Consider the following 18833-nt stretch of genomic DNA (forward strand, 5'->3'; position numbering starts at 1 on the left):
AGTGTGGAAGCGGCTAAAATTCGCGCAAGCGGTCGAACAGCTCCAGCAAGGCCGCCTCATCGACGAGTACCGCCCCCTGCCCACCCAGTTGCTGCAGTTGCTGCTTTAGCTGTGCCAGCAGTTCCGCCAGCACCGTGTAGATTTCCTCGCGCTCGACCGTCTCGATGATGCTCGCACGCCGCTCGACCTTGTTGAATTCGTCCACATAGGCGGTGACCATCGCCTCCAGCGCGGTGGCGGCCGCCGTCGCCTCCATGGCGGCATCGATGCTGCGCGTCACGGCCAGCATCTTCTTGTAAGCCAGCGCCGCCTTTTTCGCATACGCGGGGGAAATATGCTCGCGGCCGTCCCAGTCGCGGAAGGGGTTGAGCAGGTTTTCAGCCAGCCATTCCGGCTTGCGCGCCTTGGTCACCGACAAGTCCAGTCCCAGCGCCGCCGCTTTCTTGTAGCCGGCCTTGATGGCCTTGGCGGCATCGGCGGGCAAGCTGGTCAGCCACAGGGCCGACAGCATCGGCAATTGCGTGGCCGATGGAAACTCCTCCGCCGTGAAACCGAACAGATCATAGGCGGTGAACATCCGCAGCTGGGTCAGCTGCGCAAGGCTGGTCATATGCGACGCCAGCCCCGGCTTGCCCCAGATGCGCAAGGCCGTCAGTTGGGGCAAGCGCCGCGCCACTTGCGCCAGATCGACTTCTTTCATGCTCACCAGCGACAAGCCGCCCAGCCGGTCGAGACCGTGGAACGGCGGCAGCGTGTGCGTACACTGGAGTGTCAGATGGCGGCCGTCCGCGCCATCCTTGATGCGCAGCGCCGGCGATGGCGCGCTACGCAGCGCGAGAAGGCTCAAGCCTTCGTTCAAGACCAGGCTGCTGACGCCATCGGGCTGCAGGATCAGGCGGCTCAAGCCGCTGCCGCTGAAATCGAGCGCATGGACGGTCGATGATTGCCAGTGCAACTCATTGATGAAGGGATTGCCCTGGATAAACTCCATCAATGCCTGCGTGCCGTGGCTGGTCTCGATGGACATCAAACAAGGCAGTTGCTCCAGCTCGGACAGGTCACCCAGCGCCTGCAAGACGCTGTCATTGATTTTCGTCGCGTCCTGCCGGAAGACCTGGCCGCCGAGCGTCACTTCACGCTCGTCCGACGCGGCCTTGAACTGCTGGCGCCGCACCGGATCGATGCGCTCCCAGTTCCGCTGACGCAGCACGCTATCGCCCACGTTCCAGCCGCTGCGGTAGCTGTTGACCTCCACATCCACCAGCGGCGCGATATTGCCAACCAGAGTATGTCCAGGTGGCACATTCGCCGTGGCATAGCAGTGATCGTGGCGCATGTTCCAGAAGAAATAATCGCACAGCAGCGGCCGCATGGCTTGCACGGCCGCCGCATCGGGCAAGGCGTCACCGGTCCAGTCCAGCTCCAGCACGGCAGCTACCGGCCTGGACGAGGACGCATCCTTGATGCGGGTGACCTGGCAAGCCACATACTGCTGCAGCTCGGACGAAAACACACTGTAAACATCTCCAACATTCGCTAGCACGCAACTTCCTCTCAAAACACCTGACGGTCGAATGTTGAAAGATAGCAAAAATGATGGCGCAGTGTCGTCCTGCTCAGTCCGTGTGCAGCTTGTGATGCATGCGACGCAGCCCCAGCCACACGCCGGCCGCCACGAAGGGCACCAGCGCGCCGACGAGGATTTCCGGGTTCACGGGCAAGCCCAGCACCTTGGCTGCCTTGCCCGTGTAGCTGAACAGGCCGATCACGTAATACGAAATGGCCGCCACGGAAAGTCCTTCCACCGCCTGTTGCAAGCGCAGCTGCTGCGCCGCGCGGGCGTTCATCGATTGCAGGATTTGCCGGTTCTGCAATTCCTGCACGATGCCCACGCGCGTGCGCAGCAAGTCATTCGTGTTGGCGATGCGCTGCGCCATCGCTTCCTGGCGGCTGGCCATCGCTTCGCAGGTATTCATGGCGGGCGTCAAACGGCGATCCATGAATTCCTCGACCGTGGGTATGCCCTCGATACGCACTTCGCGCAACTCCTCGATGCGCGCCTTGACCAGGCCCATGTAGGCTTTCGAGGCGGAAAAACGGTAGCTATTGTCGAGTGACAGCTTTTCAATGCGGGCCGCCAGGCGCGTGATGCGGTCAAGCAACGCTTGCTCGGCAACGCCCTCGTCGGCCTTGGCCAGGCCCGGCGCATCATCCGTATCGACCATGGCGGCGGCCAGGGTCGCCAATTCATTCTCGATGGCGTTGAGCGACGGCGCCGCCTGCATGGCGTAGGGCAAGCCCAGCAAGGCCATCATGCGGTAGGTTTCGATTTCCAGCACGCGCTGCACCAGGCGGCCCGACTGCTGCGAGCGCATGCCCGCATCGCGGATGACGAAACGGCTGAAGCCGTCAGACTGGATGGTGAAATCCGTCCACAATTCGCCGCCCTGCAACACCTTGCTGCCGGCCAGGGTATTGCCCTCGAACACGCGCGACAAGCCCTGCATGAAGATCTCGGCCGGTTCGGTCGCCTGCTCCAGCACCACATGCGCGGCCACCATCAGCTTGCCCTTCAAGCCCGCCAGCCATTGCTGCGGCAACTGCTCCAAGGGCATGCGCTCGAACGCCTGTTCCAGTGGCAAGGCTTGCCCCGGATGCTCGGCGAAGGTAAACGTGGCAAATTCCGTGTGGCATTCCCATTTCAGGCGGAAGCGGCCAAAGTCGTAATAAAAATACTTGGCTTCGGCAGCGGGCGGCGTGACGCCGAAATGCGTGCACAGGGCCGCCAAAGTGGCGTGCTGGGCCGCCATATTCGACGCACCGGGCGCCGCGCTGTCATCCTTGTAGACGGCCAGATGGGTAATCAGCTCGGGGGCATCGAGCTGCAAAAACGGCCGCGAGTGGATTTCCGCAGCCAGCGGCACGCGCAAGGCGTGGTTCAAACTGGAGTTAATCAAGTGCATGATAGCCAAAGGTAAAGTTGCAAAACTGCTTAGACCCGCGCGCGTACTGTGTCGCCCGCCGCACGGGTCTGATTGTCACAGTGTAACAAAGCAGAAAGCATGCCACTCTTTTCCAAGGCCTGTCATATTGTTTTGATAATCCTGGTCGCGCCCTGCCCCGCCCCTTGGCGGCTGCCCAGCCACCAGAACACGGCGGCCAGCGCCACGGCCGACGCTTGCCCCAGCGCCAATTTGAATGCACTGTCGAACAGCAAGGGTGCGACAAATCCGGACACCAGCGCAAACACCAGCATTTGCACGAAGTTTTGCAAGGACGCGGCCAGGCCCCGCATCTGCGGGAAAATGTCGAGCGTGGACATGGTCATGCCCGGCAAGGCCAGCGACATGCCGAAGGCGTACAGCATCACGGGCACGACGGCGAACGGGATTCTGGCCACGAACCAGTGGTTGTAGACGATGTTGAGCGCGCCCGTGGCCGCCATGGTCAGCAAGCCCCAGCGCACCAGCACGGTGCTTTTCACCGCATGGGCCAGCTTGCCCGACAGCGCCGAGCCCAGCACCAAACCGGCCACCATGGGGATGAACATCCAGCCAAACGCCGTTTCCGGCAGGCGCAGCAATTCCAGAATGAAATGCGGGGCCGACGCGATGTACAGGGCGAAGCCGCCAAAGGCGAAGGCCACGGCCAGCGAACGCAAAAGGAATGCCCGGTGGCGCAGCGCCAGCCAGTAATTGCGCGCAATGTTGCCTGGGTGAAAAGGCTGGCGTTGCTCGACAGATAAACTTTCCGGCAAGCCTTTCAGGCAAGCCAGCGCCAGCAGCACGGTGACGGAAAACGTGAACACGAATGTCGATTGCCAGCCATAGGCCACATGCAGCCAGCCGCCGATGATGGGGGCGATGGCGGGCGCGATGCCGAACACCATCATGATATTGGCCAACATCTTTTGCGCGGCCGCGCCCGACAGGGTGTCGCGCACGATGGCTTGCCCGATCACCCTGCCCGTTCCCGCCGAGGCGCCCTGCATGCCGCGGAAGAACAGCAGCCAGCCAAAGCTGGGCGCGAAGGCGGCGCCGATGGAGCCCACGGCAAAGATGAACAGGGAGGCGAGAATCACGGGACGGCGGCCAAACGAGTCGGACAAGGTGCCGTAGAACAAGGTCATGAAGGCGTAGGCGGCCAGGTAGACGCTCAGGGTCTGCTGCACCAGCACGCTGCTGACGTCGAAATGCATGCCGATCGCGGGAAACGATGGCAGAAAGGTATCGGTGGCGAACGGGCCCAGCATGGCCAGTCCGGCCAGCACCAGGGTCAGCTTACGCGCCTTCATGCACGCACCTGCGCTTGCTTGTCCTGCGCGTCATAGTGGCGGCGCAAGCCAGCCAGGGCCGCCAGCGAGAATTGCGACACATGGCGCGCGATGCTGGCGATGCCCGCCTCGTCATACGTGAGTTCCGGCGCCACCAGTTCATGCACGATGCGCGAACGGGCATAGAACACGGCCTGGCCGATCACGCTGAACACGCATTTCTGCACCACCTCCGCCGGCATGGTCGCCCCCACCACGCCACGGATTAAGCCCGTGAACAGGGCATGCTGAGGGCGCACATTGCGCTCGGCCAGCTTGTGGATGGCGGCCGTCGGTTCGATCAGTTCGCGCGCCACCAGGCGGCTGAACAACGATGCCGGTCCCGAGCGCAGCATATCGGACACCAGCGCCTCGATGGCCAGGCGCAACTGTTCCATCGGCGGCAGCTGTGCCTGCGCACTGGCTGCAGCCACGTCCGCGGCCGAGGCACGCGCCAGCGCGCGCGCATGGTCGAAGGCAGCCAGGTGCAGCTCTTCCTTGCTATGAAAATAGTAATTGACCATCGCCACGTTGACCCTGGCAGCCTCGCATATCTTGCGCACAGAGGTGCCCTTGTAGCCCTCCTCGGCGAACAGATCAGCCGCCACTTGCAGGATGCGCGTGCGCGCCGTTTCAACTTCTTCTGTCATGCCATTCCCATCATTTAAACAGCTGTTTAATATTCTTCAGCATTGTATCAAACAGCTGTTTAACTTTCAAACGGGCGTAAAAAAAGCCCGGCGGACCGGGCTTTTGGCCAGAAAGACGGCGCTCAGTGCTTCATCGCCGGCATCGCGGTTGAAGTCGAGGTGGCACCCAGCGGACGGGCCACTGCATTGACTTCGATGGTTTCGCGGTGCTTGTCCTCGCCTTCCAGCACCAGGGTCAGCGGAATCTTGTCGCCCGCCTTTACTTGCCCTTTCAGGTCCAGCAGCATCACGTGGTAGCCGCCCGGCTTCAGCTCGACGGCTTTGCCGGCTGGCAAGGCGATTTCCTTGACCTGGCGCATGCGCATCATATTGTCCGCCATGCTCATTTCATGGATTTCCGCCACGCCCGCCACGGGCGAGCGCACTTCCAGCAGGCGCATGGCTTTCGGCGCCGTGATCTGCATGAAGGCGCCCGTGGCTTTTTGCTGGGGCACGGTGGCGCGCACCCACGGATCGGTAATCTGCACGCTGCTTTGTGCGATGGCGGAAAAGGACAGCACGGTCAGGGCCGTGGCCAGCAGGATTTTCAAGTGGGTCATGATTATTTCCTCGGTGTCGTTATAAGGTGTATTTCGATTTCATCAGGGTCTTGATGTCTTGCACGCACTCATCGCCCGTCAACTGGTGTTTCAAGCCCAGGCGCATGCGCCCCTCGGTATCGAGCACATAGCTGATGGCCGTGTGGTCCATCGTGTAGGAGCTGCCGCTCGGCACGCGGCGGTAGAAGACCTTGTAGTTGAAGGCCGTCTGCGCCGTCGCCTGAGGATCCGTGCGCAAACCCAGGAAACTGGGGTCGAAGGCGCGCATGTATTCGCCCAGCAACTCGGGCGTGTCACGCTCGGGATCGATGCTGATGAAGATCACTTGCAGTTTATCCCCATCGGCACCCAGTTTCTGGCGGATTTCCAGCGCGCGCGACAGGGCTGTCGGGCAGACGTCCGGGCATTGCGTGAAGCCAAAGAAGACCATCACATACTTGCCCTTGAAATCGGCCAGGGTGTAGACCTTGCCGTCGGGGCCGCTCAATTTGAAGTCGGGCTTGTAATCGCCCCCCGTCAAGTCCAGACCGTTGTAATGGGGTTTCGGTGCTTGCTCGCAAGCGGCAAGCGTGAGCAATCCCGCCGTGCCGGCGAGAAGGAAAAGACGACGTTTCATGGTAATTCCAGCCCGATGGGCGTAGTTGATACAATTTAGGACGTAGAAGGCGTGACTGGTGCGTTCAGGCAGCCAAAGGGGGACCGCGCGGGCTGGCGCCCAGCCACGCGAACTGGGGCCGGGGCGCCTGGTAAAACAATGGCGGATAGTGGTCGTGGCCCGTGATGACGGCCAGCGGCGAGGATGACGATGGCGGCAAGCCCACGCTGCCCGCGTGGCTCATGCAGAACGGGCAATGTTCGATGTGGTGCAGTACGGAATCGGTGGTGGATTTGACGGCCGGCGCCAGGTCCGCTTGCGTGTAGACGGCGCCGCTGGCCGAGCAAATTTCGACGGCCGCGCCGTTCGCGTTCGCGTGCAGCGAGGCAAACGCATACGACAGGGATGGCGACAGCGCATTGAGCAGTATCGCCAGGCAGGCGAACCACATATGCCACTGTTTGCGATTGAAGAAAGATCCCATGCCGCCGATTATAGCGGAGTATGGCTTTCGCGTTGCGCAAGCGCACCCGCCTGGCCGCGCAGGAACAGGCTGGGGCGTACGCCGGCCACGTCCACGCAGGCGTCGCAAAATGCTGGGATCGAGGCAAAGCCGGAGCCGGCCGCCACTTGCGCCAGGTCGCGCTCGCCGTCGTCCCCATCGGCGCCCGCTTGCGCCGCCGTGTGCAGCGCATGCGCCAAACGCTGTTCGCGCACCAGGCTGAGCAATGCCTCGCCCTCGGCAAACAGGCGCGCCCGGGCCTTGTGCGGCGTCACTTGCCACAGGGTCGCCAGGCGCGCCGCCGTCCATTTGCCTTGCGGCGTATCAAAGATGTGCTGCGCCAGCGCCTGGCTCCAGCGCTTGCCACCGCCATGGCCTGCCTGCGCGTCATCGTCTTCCAACGCCAGGGTGAACACGGCCGGCTTGCCCCGCCCCGGCATCACGTCGCAGGCGAAGCGCAAAAAAGCGGGCACGACAAAACTGTCGCCGCTGCCCAGTTTCTTGGTGGTGATTTCATTATGCAAAGTCACAAAACCCTGGCGCACGGTGACGCGCAACCTGAGCGGAAAGCGTAAGCCCAGCAAGTGCAAAGGATGATCGGAAACGAGGGCCATGCGTCAGGTCAATGTGCTGAACGAGCCGTCAGCATGCCACACATCGCGCAAGCAGTCTGTCATCACAGCGACGCCACGCCATAGTGGCGCAAGCCGTCCAGGTCCACCACGCGGATGGACTGGTAGGCGATGCTGATCAACTTTAGCTCCGCCAGGCGGCCCAGGGCCAGGTTCACCCGCTGGCGCGAAATGCCGGTCAGCAAGCCGATTTCTTCCTGCGACAGATCAAGCACGCTGGAGGTGCGCGGATATAACATGGGATGAAATAGCTGCGCAATCGCTTGCGCCACTTGCGCATCGACGGCCAGCAGGCGCTGGTTCTGGATGGTGGCGATGAATTGCCCCATGCGCTCGTTCAATTGGCGGATGACGAAGGCATTGAAGGAGAGGCTCTCGGCCAGCAACAAATGAAACAGGTCCACCGGCACGAGGATGATGTTCGCGGCGCGCACAGCCACCACGTCGTAGCGGCGCAGTTCCCGCTTGAGCACGCTACCCTCGCCGCACCAGCCGCCCGCCGGCACGCCGGAAAACGTGGCGCCGCGCCCATCGGCGTTATAGACGGCCAGCTTGATCAAGCCCGTGTGCACGCCGATCCAGTGCGCCGACGGCTCGCCGCGTCGCGTGATGAAGGCGCCCGCCTCGTAATGCCGGAGCACGCTGCCGGCGCGCAACAGGGCCTGATGTCGGGCATCGAGGGCGGTGAACCAGTCGTGGCTATCGAGTTCGGGCATCGCACGGTCTACACTATCGTTGCTATCCATTCCATCCTTCAGACCTGTCACTAAGATGACAGTGATTTTCAAGCGCCGGTGCTATGCTAGCCGGTATCAATCCCGAAACAGGGAGCTACAGAATTCCAGCACCAATATTATTTACCAGGAGACAAGCATGACACCTGATTTCAACACCGGCCTCGGCAAAAACAGCGCCAACTACGCCGCCCTCACCCCGCTCGACTATATCGCCAGGGCTGCCGCAGTATATGGCAATCGCCTGGCAATTGCACATGGCGCCGTGCGGCAGACGTGGCAAGAAACCTATGCGCGCACGCGCCGCCTGGCCTCCGGCTTGATCAAACTGGGCGTGAGCACGGGCGACACGGTGGCAGTGATGCTGCCGAACACCCCCGCCATGGTGGAAGCGAGCTTTGGCGTGCCCATGGCCGGCGCCGTCCTCAACGCCCTGAACATCCGCCTCGACCTGGCCTCCTTGACTTTCATGCTGCGCCATGGCCACGCCAAGGTACTGCTGGCCGACACGGAATTTGCCGAACTGGCGCGCCAGATGGCAGCGCAGATTCCCGGCTTGCGCGTGGTCCAGGTCAACGATGTGCTGGGACCGGAAGTGGAGGCTTTTTCCGACCTCGACTATGAAAGCTTGCTGGCCAGCGGCGACCCCGATTATGACTGGCAGCCGCCTGCCGACGAATGGGATGCCATCGCCCTCAACTACACGTCCGGCACCACGGGCGACCCGAAAGGCGTGGTCTACCACCACCGGGGCGCGGCCCTGAATGCCCTGTCAAACATATTAGAGTGGGACATGCCCAAGCATGCCGTCTACCTGTGGACCTTGCCCATGTTCCACTGCAATGGCTGGTGCTTTCCGTGGACCATCGCCGCGCGCGCCGGCGTCAACGTGTGCCTGCGCAAGTTCGAGCCGAAACTGGTGTTCGACCTGATGCGCGAATTGCGCATCACCCACTATTGCGCGGCGCCCATCGTGCATGCGGCCCTGGCCAACGCGCCCGCCAACTGGCGCGACGGCATCGACTGGACCGTACGCGGCATGGTGGCCGGCGCGCCGCCGCCCGCGGCCATGGTGGCAAAGATCGAAGCCATGGGCTTTGACTTGATCCACTCGTATGGCTTGACGGAAGTGTACGGCCCGGCCGCCATCTGCGCCGAGCAGGATGAGTGGGCAGCGTTGACGCAGGAAGAACGGGCCGTGTTGAAATCGCGCCAGGGCGTGCGCTACCATTTGCAAAGCGCCGTCGCCGTGATCGATCCGGAAACCATGCAGCATGTGGCGGCCGATGGAGAACAGATCGGCGAGATCATGTTCCGAGGCAACATCTGCATGAAGGGTTACCTGAAGAATGAAAGGGCGACACAGGAAGCGTTCGCCGGCGGCTGGTTCCACACGGGCGACCTGGGTGTGATGTATCCGGACGGCTATATCAAGCTGAAGGACCGCAGCAAGGACATCATCATTTCCGGTGGCGAGAATATTTCCAGCGTGGAAGTGGAGGATGCGCTGTACCACCATCCGCAAGTGCTGGCCGCCGCCGTCATCGCCCAGCCGGACGAAAAATGGGGCGAGACGCCGTGCGCCTTCGTCGAACTGCGCGAAGGGGCCACCGTGACGGCGGAAGAACTGATGGCCTTCTGCAAGAACAACCTGGCCGGCTTCAAGGTGCCGAAAGCCATTTATTTCGGCCCCCTGCCCCGCACGTCGACAGGCAAGATCCAGAAGTTCGAATTGCGCAAGCGCATGCAGTCGGACAAGGCCATCGACGTTTAAGCGATACCAGTCAGTCGCGCTTGCCCGCCAGCCACGCCGGCTGCGCCACCACCAGGCGCGAAAAGCTGGCGATGCTGGCCACGGCGGCAAACCCTGCCGCCAGGCACAGCGCATACGTCGTGCCTTTGGCGGCGGAAACGGTGAAGCAATAGGCGACGAGCGCAGCACCCGTCGCTTGTCCGATCAGGCGCGAAGTGGCCACCACGCCGCTGGCGCCGCCAGCCCGCTCGGGCGGCGCGCTGCCCATGATGGCTTTCAGGTTGGGCGCCTGGAAAAAACCGAAACCGATGCCGCACAAGGCCATGCGCCAGCCGATATCGAAGGCGCTGGGGTGCGCCGGTATCCAGATCAATGTCAGCAAGCCGCCAGCCAGCGCCGCCAGGCCGATACCGCCCAGCACGCCCGGTGAATAACGGTCGCTCAAACGCCCGGCCACGGGCGCCATCATGGCCACCAGCGCGGCCCACGGCGTCATCAGGAATCCCGTCTCGACGGGCGAACGGCCCAGTGTCACTTCAAAATAGAATGGCAGCGAGACGAACGCCAGCCCTTGCGCGGCAAACGTGCAGATGGCCGTCAGCGACGACAGCAAAAACAGCGGACGGCGAAACAGGTCGATGGGCAGCATGGGCGCCACGTGCCCCGCCTGGCGGCGCAGCAGCAAGACAAAGAACACGGCTACGGCCACCAGTTCCGGCAGCAGGACGGCGCTGGACGCGTGATGGGCCGCGTCGCCGAACAGCAAAATCAGCAAGCCGAAGGCGCCCACGTTGTACAGCGCCGTGCGCGCATCCAAGGTGTGCCCGGACAGCCTGGTGGCTGGCAACATGCGGCTGGCGAGGAAAAAGCCGAGCACGCCCAGCGGCACATTGATGGCGAACAGCCACGGCCACGAGGCCGTCGCCAGGATCAGCGAAGCGGCCGTGGGCCCGATGGCGAAGGCGACGGCCACCACCAGCGCATTATTGCCAAACGCGCGGCCCAGCAAGTGTTTCGGATACAGGGCGCGCAGCAGCGCCGTGTTGACGCTCATCATGGCGCTGGCGCCCACGCCTTGAAACAGCCTGGCCACCACCAGCGACGGCAAGGACCACGCCAGTGCGCAAGCAAGCGACGCCACAGTAAATAAAAACATGCCGGAGATAAACACGCGCCGGTAGCCGGCGATTTCACCGAGGGCGGAAAACGGCAGCAGGGTCGCCACCATGGCCAGCTGGTACACGTTGACGATCCAGACGGAGGCGGCCGGCGTCGTGTGCAGTTCGCTGGCGATGGCCGGCAAGGCCGTGTTGGCGATCGCCGTATCGAGCGAAGCCATGCCCACGCCGATGGCCAGCGCCAGCATGGCCCATAAACGGGCGCCGGGCGGCAAGCCGTCCTCGCCCAAGAGAAAGGGCTGCGCCCTGGCTTGCACCCTGTTTTGCTGCTTCATCATGTTGCCTGTTCGTCTAGCCTAGCGAGCGCGGCAACTCGCCGCAGGCAAGACACTAGCATGGATGGACGGACTCTGCCGGGCAAGCCATGCTAGTCACTTCTGGCAGTCGATGACCTTGAAATCTTTCGAATAACAGATGCGCAACTCGCCCGAGTGCTTTTCATAGCCGAGCCAGCGCCCCTTCAGTTGCGGGTTGTGCTGCTTCATCCACTGGAACAGCGCGTTTTTCGGCATAGTGCTGTCCGGCAATTTCAAGGCCTGGAACAGTTCGCGTTCCTTGTCGAAATACTCCCTGGCCGTGCCGAAATCGCAGGCGCCATGCTTTTCCCACTCGCCCTGCAGCAAGGCTTCGCCCGGCTGCATGCACATGTAGGGCAAGATCTCGGACGGCGCCAGCTTCGGCAGATTGCCCTTGCAGTAGCGCGGATGCAGCTCCGTCCTGCGCGGCGGCGTCACGGAAATATCCTCGCAGTTAGCCGGATTGTTCGATTGTGCCCACAAGCCATGCACGATCCAGCCGAAGTGGTTGCTCTCGGCGCACTGGAAAGCGGCTTTTTTCGACACTTCGCCACGGCGGCGCTGGCTGTCGCAAAAACCGGGCGACCACGACAGCGCCAGCATGAAGTAATCGGTGGGCACGTTGGTGCTTTGCTTGTAGCAGGTGTTTTTCTCATCCGACGGCTTGACGTCGTAATCGACGTAACTGACGTTGCGGGGAATGGAGCAGGTGGCGTCGGCCGCATGGACGGCGCCAGCGGACAGGCTGAAGAAAACGGCGGCCAGCGCGGGCAAGACAGAGCGAATTTTCATCGTATTTCCTTCAAGATATAAAAACGCCGGCAACAAAGTGCCGGCGGGGTATCAATCAAGCAAGTGCATCAGCAAACTTTATGCATCCAGCCGTGCGTATCCGGTGCCGTGCCATGCTGCAAGCCCAGCAGCGCTTCGCGCAGGGCCAGGGTGACGGCGCCGTTTTCATTGTTGTTGATGGTCATTTCAAAGCCGTTGGCCTTGGCCACGCCCACGGGCGTGATGACGGCGGCCGTGCCGCAGGCGAACACTTCGGTCATGCGGCCCGAGGCGATATCGTCGCGCCATTGCTGGACGGACAATTTACGCTCTTCCGTGGCATAACCGAGGTCTTTGGCCATTTCCAGCAGGCTGCGGCGGGTGATGCCTGGCAGCAAAGTGCCCGTCAGTTCCGGCGTCATCACGGTGATTTTCTCGCCATCCTTGTAGACGAAGAACAAGTTCATGCCGCCCATTTCTTCGATGAATTCGCGGTGCACGGCATCGAGCCAGACGACCTGGTCGCAGCCCTTTTCCTGTGCTTGCGACTGGGCCATCAGGCTGGCCGCGTAGTTGCCCGCGCACTTGGCTTCACCGGTGCCGCCCGGCGCGGCGCGCACGAAGTCTTCGCTGATCCACACGGTGACGGGCTTCACGCCTTTCGGGAAATAGGCGCCGGCAGGCGAGGCGAACAGCACGAACAGGTATTCTTCCGACGGACGCACGCCCAGGTAAGGGTCGGTGGCGATCATCAACGGACGCATGTACAGGCTCTCGCCCGTGTTCTTCGGCACCCAGTTGCGGTCTTGCGCAATCAGCGCATCGCCCGCTTCCAGGAACAGCTCGACCGGGATGGCCGGCATGGCCAGGCGCGCGGCGCTGCGGTTGAAACGCTGGGCATTCTGTTCCGGGCGGAAAGTCTTGATGCTGCCATCGGGCTGGGCGAACGCTTTATAGCCTTCGAAGATGGCCTGGCCGTAGTGCAACGACGAAGCGGACGGGTCCAGCATCAGCGGGCCGTACGCCTTCAGCTCGCCCTGCTGCCATTTGCCGTCGCGGTAAGGAATCACCACCATGTGGTCCGTGAAGATACGGCCGAAGGCGGGATTGACCATGCGTGCGGCGCGCTCGGCGTCGGACAAGGGGTGGGCGGACGGGGTGACGACGAGATTCGGTGTGGAAGTGGTCATGGCAGCAGGAGACGAGTAAGAGAGTAAAGAGGTTTCCTATTGTAGCGCCTAATACGGCCGGCGAGGAGCAGGATGGGCCAGCCACCCTTGTTGCGCCGCATCAATCAAACAGCCATCCGGTGTCAGCCAGCCCGCGCCAGCCTGCCCCGCCCTGCCTGTGCTTCCCCGGCGCACTGGCTGCAGCGCATCTGCACGGACAGCACGTTGGCGCCGATTTCCATGCCGTGCAGGGCCGCTGTCTGGCGCAATTGTTCCAGCAGCGGCGCATCCTGCACCAGCACGCTGCGTTCGCAGACGCGGCACACCAGGTAGCAACTGTCCGCCGCCACCCGCTCGGGCTTGATCAGGTAGCGCGCCTTGTTGCCGCTGGCACTCGCTTCACGCTCGCGCAGCAGCAAGCCCGCCTGCTCCAGTTCCTTGAGCACGCGGTAAATCGTGCCCAGGCTGACGGCAATGCCGATCCGCAACAGTTGCTGATAAATGCCTTCCGCATTCATGGCTTGCCGATGGGTAGCCGCCAGCACTTGCAGGATGCAGATGCGCGCGCTGGTCGGGCGCAGGCGCACGGCGCGCAGGCTGTCGAACACGCGGCCATCGCCCTGGATGTGAATGTCTTGCATGGGATTCTCCGCTTCTGCGTTCAGCTCTTCCTACCTTGCCAAGCGAGAACACAAAAAGGGAACCGGCAATGAAAAAAGCGCCGTTCCAGCATCTGGAACGGCGCCTTGCGCTACATCAAACGGGCGAACATCAGAACTTCATGCTGGCCGTCAGGGTTGCCGAGCGGCCCGGGGCCACGCCGGCGTAGTGCGGCGACGAAACCTTGTCGAAGTACAGCTTGTTCGTCAGGTTCTGGATATTCAGCTGCAGGGTCACGTTGCGGCTGACGACATAGCTGGCCATGGCGTCGAAGCGCGTGTAGGCCGGGGCAACCTTGTTGTTGGCCACGTTCGCGTAGACCTTATCGACGTAGTTCACGCCGCCGCCCACGGTAATGGCGGGCGTGACCAGGTACGAGGTCCACAGCGAAGCACTGTTTTTCGGCGTCGTCGGGAACTGGTTGCCATTGTATGGCGACGGCACGTATTGAGTGACGCCGTTGATGACGCCATTCGTCACGTAACCATTGTTTTCCACGATGGCGTTCAAATGCGTGTAGCCGCCGAAGACCGACCATTCCTTCGTGATATTGCCGCTCACGCCCAGTTCGATACCCTTGACTTGCTTGTCGCCCACGTTTTGCGTGCTGCCGTCCGGCGCCGTCACGCGCGCATTGCTCATGTCGCTCTGGAAGTAGGCGCCGCTCAGGGACAAACGACCGCCAGGCAGCACTTCCCATTTCGTGCCCAGCTCGAAGCTCTTGCTTTCTTGCGGCTTCAGGTTCTGGATCGCCGCCGACAGGCCATCGATGCCGTCGCCGCCATCATTGCCCGGTGGCGTGGACGAGGTGCCGTAGGAAACATACACGCTGCTGTTGGTCGAAGGCTTGTACACCAGGCCCGCCTGATAGCTGGCGAACGTGGCGTGCACTTTGGCGCTGCTGGCGGCAGTGATCTTGCCATCGAGCGTGTATTGCGGCACGTTCAGCGAACTCTTGTAGTCATCCCAGCGGATGCCCACGTTCAGCAGCCATTGCGGCGTGAACTCAATGGTGTCGAAACCGTACACGGAACGCGTGTTGGTGACGATGTTCGTGCGGGCCGGCGACACCGAGCGCGTGTAGACCCACGGGTCGTTGGCGTTCGGGTTGAGCAACGGTGCGCAGTTGTAGCCGGTGGCGACGCCCGAGGTCTTGCACACCGTGCTGTTGTCGATCAGGTTATTCGTGCCCGGTTTGAAGATGTACGAGCTGCGGTCCGTTTCTTCGCGGCTGATTTCCAGGCCGAGCGTGTAAGTGTGCTTCACGCCGCCGGCCAGGAATTCACCGCCCAGGCTGGTCGCATTGGCCAGCGCGTCCGTATCGGTCGTGCGCGTGTTGGCGCGGCGCCAGACAGTACCGTACAGCATGGTGTTGCCCTTGGAATCGTCGGGCTGGGTCCAGACATAGTCGTTGCTGGTCTTGCCGTAACGGGTGACGTTGCGCAAAATCAACTTGTTGCCGAAGTCATGGCGCACGTCGATGGTGCCGATATCGCTCTGCGTGTCGCGGAAATCGCGGTTGACCAGGCCATAAAAGGTGTCGCGTGGCACGTTGACGGGCGTGCCGTTGCCGTTTTTCGCCACGTTGGCGCCCGACGAGAACGGGTTATTGAACGGCAAGCCTGTATCCGGCAATTCGCTCGACTGCATGTGGTAGTAGCTGAGGGTCGCCTGAGTGGCTGATTTCAGGCCGAACGTGACGGAAGGCGCGATGCCCCAGCGGTCACCGTTGATGTAGTCGCGGCCGGCAACGTGGGCGTCATGCGCCATCACGTTCAGACGCACGGCCACGTCGTCGCTGATGACGCGGTTGACGTCCGCCGTGGCGCGGCGGTACTTGGCGCTGCCCAGGCCCACGGTGGCGTTGGTAAAGTTGTCGACTTTCGGCGTCTTGCTGATCAGGTTGACGCCGCCGCCTGCGGACGAGCGACCACCATAGGCCGAGTTCGGGCCCTTGACGACTTCGATTTGTTCCAGCGCAAAGATTTCCCGCGATTGCGAACCCGTGTCGCGGATGCCGTCAATATACGTATCCGTTTGCGCGTTGTAGCCGCGGATGAACAGATTGTCGCCCACGGGGTTGCCGCCCTCGCCCGCGCCGATGGTGATGCCCGGCACGGTGCGCAGCGCATCCGTCAGCGAGACGGCGCCCGTTTGCGAAATGATTTCGGCGGGAATCACCGTCACGGATTTTGGCGTGTCCAGCAGCGGCGCCGTCAGCTTGTCGTTGGCCGATTTGACCGGTGCCTGGATCAGGCGGTCAGCCGTGCCCACGACCTTGACTTCCTGCAACTGCTGTGGCTTGTCCACCGTTTGCGCATGCAGCGCCAGCGGCATGGCCAGGGTGGCGAACGCGGCCAGGGCCGTGCCATGCATGCGTGGCGCGGCGGCGATGTGGTGCTTGCGGCTGCGGATGATGGCGGCCGGCTTGGCGGCGCCCGCTGTGTCTTTCAATGTCATTGCTATCTTTCAATCTATCGGATGGAATCAATCTGGCTGGCTACTACGCTGTGGCGCCTGGCTGGCTCGGTGCTTACTTGGGAACTACGTGGAGACGACAACACTAGAATCGCCACAGCGCCGTCATGCGCAGCGCCCGGGGCGAACCGGGCGCGATGTTGTCGTTGCTATGGGCGGAGGCGTAATATTTCTTGTTCAACAGGTTTTCCACATTCAGCTGCCATTGAAAATGGGGCTGCGGCTTGAAATACAGGGCGCCATCGACACGGGTAAAACCGGGCAGCGCCACCGTGTTCGACACGGAGGCAAATACGGCGCTGCGGGCAATGATGCCCAGCGCGGCCCCCCAGACTGGCGTGAAATCGTAGCGATTCCACAGCGACAGGCTATGCCGGGGTACATGCGCCACGCGCGCTCCTTCCAGGGCCGTGGCCGATTGCGTGGCCGTCAGCACGGCGCGCTGCCAGGCATAGCCGCCAGCGATGCTCCAGCCGGCTTGGACCTTGCCATTGACATCCAGTTCCAGTCCCTCGCTGCGCTGGCCATCGACCAGCATGGCGCGCGTCGTGTCGTTCGGGTCGGTGACGGCGACATTGCTGCGCTCAAGCCGGTACAGGGCCGCACTGGCCGACAGGTCCGGCGTCGCATCCCACTTGGCGCCCAGCTCCACATTGCGAAAGCGCTCCGGCTCGAACACGGCGTTGCTGGGCGTCAATGACGCCAGTTGTTCGCCCGCGCGCGGCAGGAACGATTGGCTGACGCTGGCATACAGCGACAGCACGGGTAGCGGTTGATAGATGAGGGCCGCCCGCGGCGACCACGGCGCATCCGTGCGGGCAATGCGCACGCCATTGCGGCGATTCAGAAAATTGACGGCGAAGCGCTCGTAGCGCAGGCCGGCAATCGCCTGCCAATGCGGGCTGAAGCGGACCTGGTCCTGCAGATACAGGGCGGCCGTATCGGCCACGCCATGGTTGTCGGCATCCGTGGCGCTGGGACGGAAAGTGACGGGCAAGTCCGTCACGGGGTGCGATGTAGGCAGGCTGATGTGCGTGACGTTGTCGCCCAAGGTGGTGAAATAGCCCGTGTTGCGCAGATTGTCCGTCGTCTGGCGGCCCAGCTCCCCGCCCGCCGTCAAGCGGTGCTGCACGGTGCCAGCCATCACCACCCACTCCACGTCCGTCTGGTTGAACAGGTTGCGCCGCGTGGTGGCGCTGTTATAGGCCAGCACCGTCACGCTGGCCCCGTCCGCGCTGACGGGGCCGGGAAAGGCATTCTGGTACAGCTTGTCATAATCGGCCAGGCGCGTGCGGTTGCGCATGGTCGCGCCGCCGCTGAGCTCGTGTTCGACTGTCAGGCCCAGCGCATCGATGTAGGCCCATGACGGGCTGCTGCCGGCGATGCCGAAGAACGTGGACGGGTCCGTCTCGATGGGCCGCCCCCGGTACGATGGCACGCCCCGGTCTGTCACCCTGTCATCGCGGAAATGTTCATAGCTGGCCACGACGCTGGTGCGCGGACCCAGGCGCCAGGCGGCGACGGGATTGACGGCGCTGCGGCGCACGTTGACGCCCTGGCGAAAGGAATCGCTGTTTTCCGCCATGGCATTGATCCGCACGGCCACATCCACGCCAAGGACTTGTTGCAGATCAAGTGCAGTGCGCCGGTTGCGCCAGGCGCCCAGGCTCAGCGTTGCTTCCTTGTCGTTCGTCCACTGCGGCTGCTTGCTTGCCCGGTTGATCACGCCACCGCCGCCGCCATGGCCGAAGACCAGGGCATTCGGTCCCTTGATGGCTTCGACCCGCTCGATATTGTAGAAATCGCGGTAGTACTGCACGTCGTCGCGCATACCGTCCAGGTAGAAATCCGACGTGGAACTATTGCCGCGCATCACCGCCGTATCGCGGTTGCCCTCGCCCGCAGCCGTGCCCACGCCGGGCATGTAGCGCATGGCGTCGGCCATGGTGCGCATGTCCTGGTCGCGTATCAATTTACTGCTCACCATGCTGACGGCTTGCGGCGTATCGCGCAAGGCCGTCTCGCTGCGGCTGGCAGCGGAAGAACTGGCGCGGCGGTAGCCATCGTCGTCGCTAGCCAGCACGGTGACCGGCGCCAGCACCTGCAAGCCCGCGCCCTCCCCGTCCAAGTCGGCCCGCAGGGGCGCTGGCGCCAGGCGCACAACGTAGGTGCCGACAGAGCTACCATCCGGCAATTGCACGGCCACCAGGCCCGTGCCCGCCAGCAATTGCTGCAAGCCCTGGGAAATGGGCAAACTGGCACGCAAGCCGCCGCTGCGTTTGCCCTGCGTCAAACTGCCCTCGGCCGACAGCAAGATTCCCGCCTGGCCCGCGAACTGGCGCAAGGCTTGGCCCAGGGGCGCGGCAGCGATGCGGAAGCTGCGCGGCGCGTCCTCGGCCGCCGCTGCCATAGCATACATGGCAGGCGCAGCCAGCAGCGCTGCAGCCAGGGACAATGGCAGCAGGCGGCGGACGAACGGCAAGCAAGGCGGGAACAGCGGCACG

16 protein-coding genes are annotated in these 18833 nt (G+C 62.9%); 1 reads left to right on the forward strand and 15 read right to left on the reverse strand.

Features of this window, described 5'->3' with window-relative positions; genetic code table 11:
• Positions 1–13: 13 nt before the first annotated feature.
• The 9 genes from ACQ4W0_RS12585 to ACQ4W0_RS12625 form a co-directional block, all read right to left on the reverse strand.
• Positions 14–1513 carry a hypothetical protein gene (locus ACQ4W0_RS12585; RefSeq protein ID WP_436577019.1) on the reverse strand — a complete coding sequence of 500 codons (1500 nt, stop codon included), beginning with the start codon at positions 1511–1513 and terminating at the stop codon, positions 14–16.
• Between the two features lie 103 nt (positions 1514–1616).
• Positions 1617–2963, reverse strand: coding sequence for a DUF3422 family protein (locus ACQ4W0_RS12590; RefSeq protein ID WP_436577020.1), 1347 nt, complete (start codon positions 2961–2963; stop codon positions 1617–1619).
• A 122-nt stretch (positions 2964–3085) separates the two neighbouring features.
• Entirely contained in the window at positions 3086–4294 is a 1209-nt protein-coding gene (locus tag ACQ4W0_RS12595) for a multidrug effflux MFS transporter (protein ID WP_436577021.1), read from the reverse strand.
• On the reverse strand, positions 4291–4962 hold the full coding sequence (locus ACQ4W0_RS12600) for a TetR/AcrR family transcriptional regulator (protein ID WP_436577022.1): 672 nt from the start codon (positions 4960–4962) through the stop codon (positions 4291–4293). Before ACQ4W0_RS12600 ends, ACQ4W0_RS12595 begins: the two co-directional genes overlap by 4 nt.
• A 122-nt stretch (positions 4963–5084) precedes the next feature.
• Positions 5085–5561 (reverse strand): copper chaperone PCu(A)C, encoded by a 477-nt coding sequence (locus ACQ4W0_RS12605; RefSeq protein WP_436577023.1) that lies wholly within the window; start codon positions 5559–5561, stop codon positions 5085–5087.
• Between the two features lie 19 nt (positions 5562–5580).
• Positions 5581–6177, reverse strand: a complete 597-nt coding sequence (locus ACQ4W0_RS12610) for an SCO family protein (RefSeq protein WP_101480747.1) — start codon at positions 6175–6177, stop codon at positions 5581–5583.
• A 64-nt stretch (positions 6178–6241) separates the two neighbouring features.
• Positions 6242–6607 (reverse strand): DUF2946 domain-containing protein, encoded by a 366-nt coding sequence (locus ACQ4W0_RS12615; protein WP_436577024.1) that lies wholly within the window; start codon positions 6605–6607, stop codon positions 6242–6244.
• 41 nt (positions 6608–6648) lie between these two features.
• Entirely contained in the window at positions 6649–7272 is a 624-nt protein-coding gene (locus ACQ4W0_RS12620; protein WP_436577025.1) for a helix-turn-helix domain-containing protein, read from the reverse strand.
• 62 nt (positions 7273–7334) lie between these two features.
• Entirely contained in the window at positions 7335–8036 is a 702-nt protein-coding gene (locus ACQ4W0_RS12625; protein WP_436577026.1) for a Crp/Fnr family transcriptional regulator, read from the reverse strand.
• 127 nt (positions 8037–8163) lie between these two features.
• Between ACQ4W0_RS12625 and ACQ4W0_RS12630 the strand changes: the two genes are divergently transcribed.
• Positions 8164–9798, forward strand: a complete 1635-nt coding sequence (locus tag ACQ4W0_RS12630; RefSeq protein WP_436577027.1) for an acyl-CoA synthetase — start codon at positions 8164–8166, stop codon at positions 9796–9798.
• 10 nt (positions 9799–9808) lie between these two features.
• On the opposite strand, the gene ACQ4W0_RS12635 is transcribed toward ACQ4W0_RS12630, so the two are convergent.
• From ACQ4W0_RS12635 to ACQ4W0_RS12660, 6 genes are all read right to left on the reverse strand, one after another.
• Positions 9809–11233, reverse strand: coding sequence for an MFS transporter (locus tag ACQ4W0_RS12635; RefSeq protein ID WP_436577028.1), 1425 nt, complete (start codon positions 11231–11233; stop codon positions 9809–9811).
• 93 nt (positions 11234–11326) lie between these two features.
• Positions 11327–12043 carry a ribonuclease T2 family protein gene (locus ACQ4W0_RS12640; protein WP_436577029.1) on the reverse strand — a complete coding sequence of 239 codons (717 nt, stop codon included), beginning with the start codon at positions 12041–12043 and terminating at the stop codon, positions 11327–11329.
• Positions 12044–12111: 68 nt separating this feature from the next.
• Entirely contained in the window at positions 12112–13212 is a 1101-nt protein-coding gene (locus ACQ4W0_RS12645; protein WP_436577030.1) for a branched-chain amino acid aminotransferase, read from the reverse strand.
• 122 nt (positions 13213–13334) lie between these two features.
• Positions 13335–13832 (reverse strand): Fur family transcriptional regulator, encoded by a 498-nt coding sequence (locus ACQ4W0_RS12650; protein ID WP_436577031.1) that lies wholly within the window; start codon positions 13830–13832, stop codon positions 13335–13337.
• Between the two features lie 130 nt (positions 13833–13962).
• Positions 13963–16311 carry a TonB-dependent receptor gene (locus ACQ4W0_RS12655; RefSeq protein WP_436577032.1) on the reverse strand — a complete coding sequence of 783 codons (2349 nt, stop codon included), beginning with the start codon at positions 16309–16311 and terminating at the stop codon, positions 13963–13965.
• A gap of 103 nt (positions 16312–16414) precedes the next feature.
• Entirely contained in the window at positions 16415–18832 is a 2418-nt protein-coding gene (locus ACQ4W0_RS12660) for a TonB-dependent siderophore receptor (RefSeq protein WP_436577033.1), read from the reverse strand.
• Position 18833: the final 1 nt, after the last annotated feature.

Origin of the sequence: Janthinobacterium breve, assembly GCF_051380895.1 — a bacterium.
In the GTDB taxonomy this organism is placed as follows: domain Bacteria; phylum Pseudomonadota; class Gammaproteobacteria; order Burkholderiales; family Burkholderiaceae_D; genus Janthinobacterium.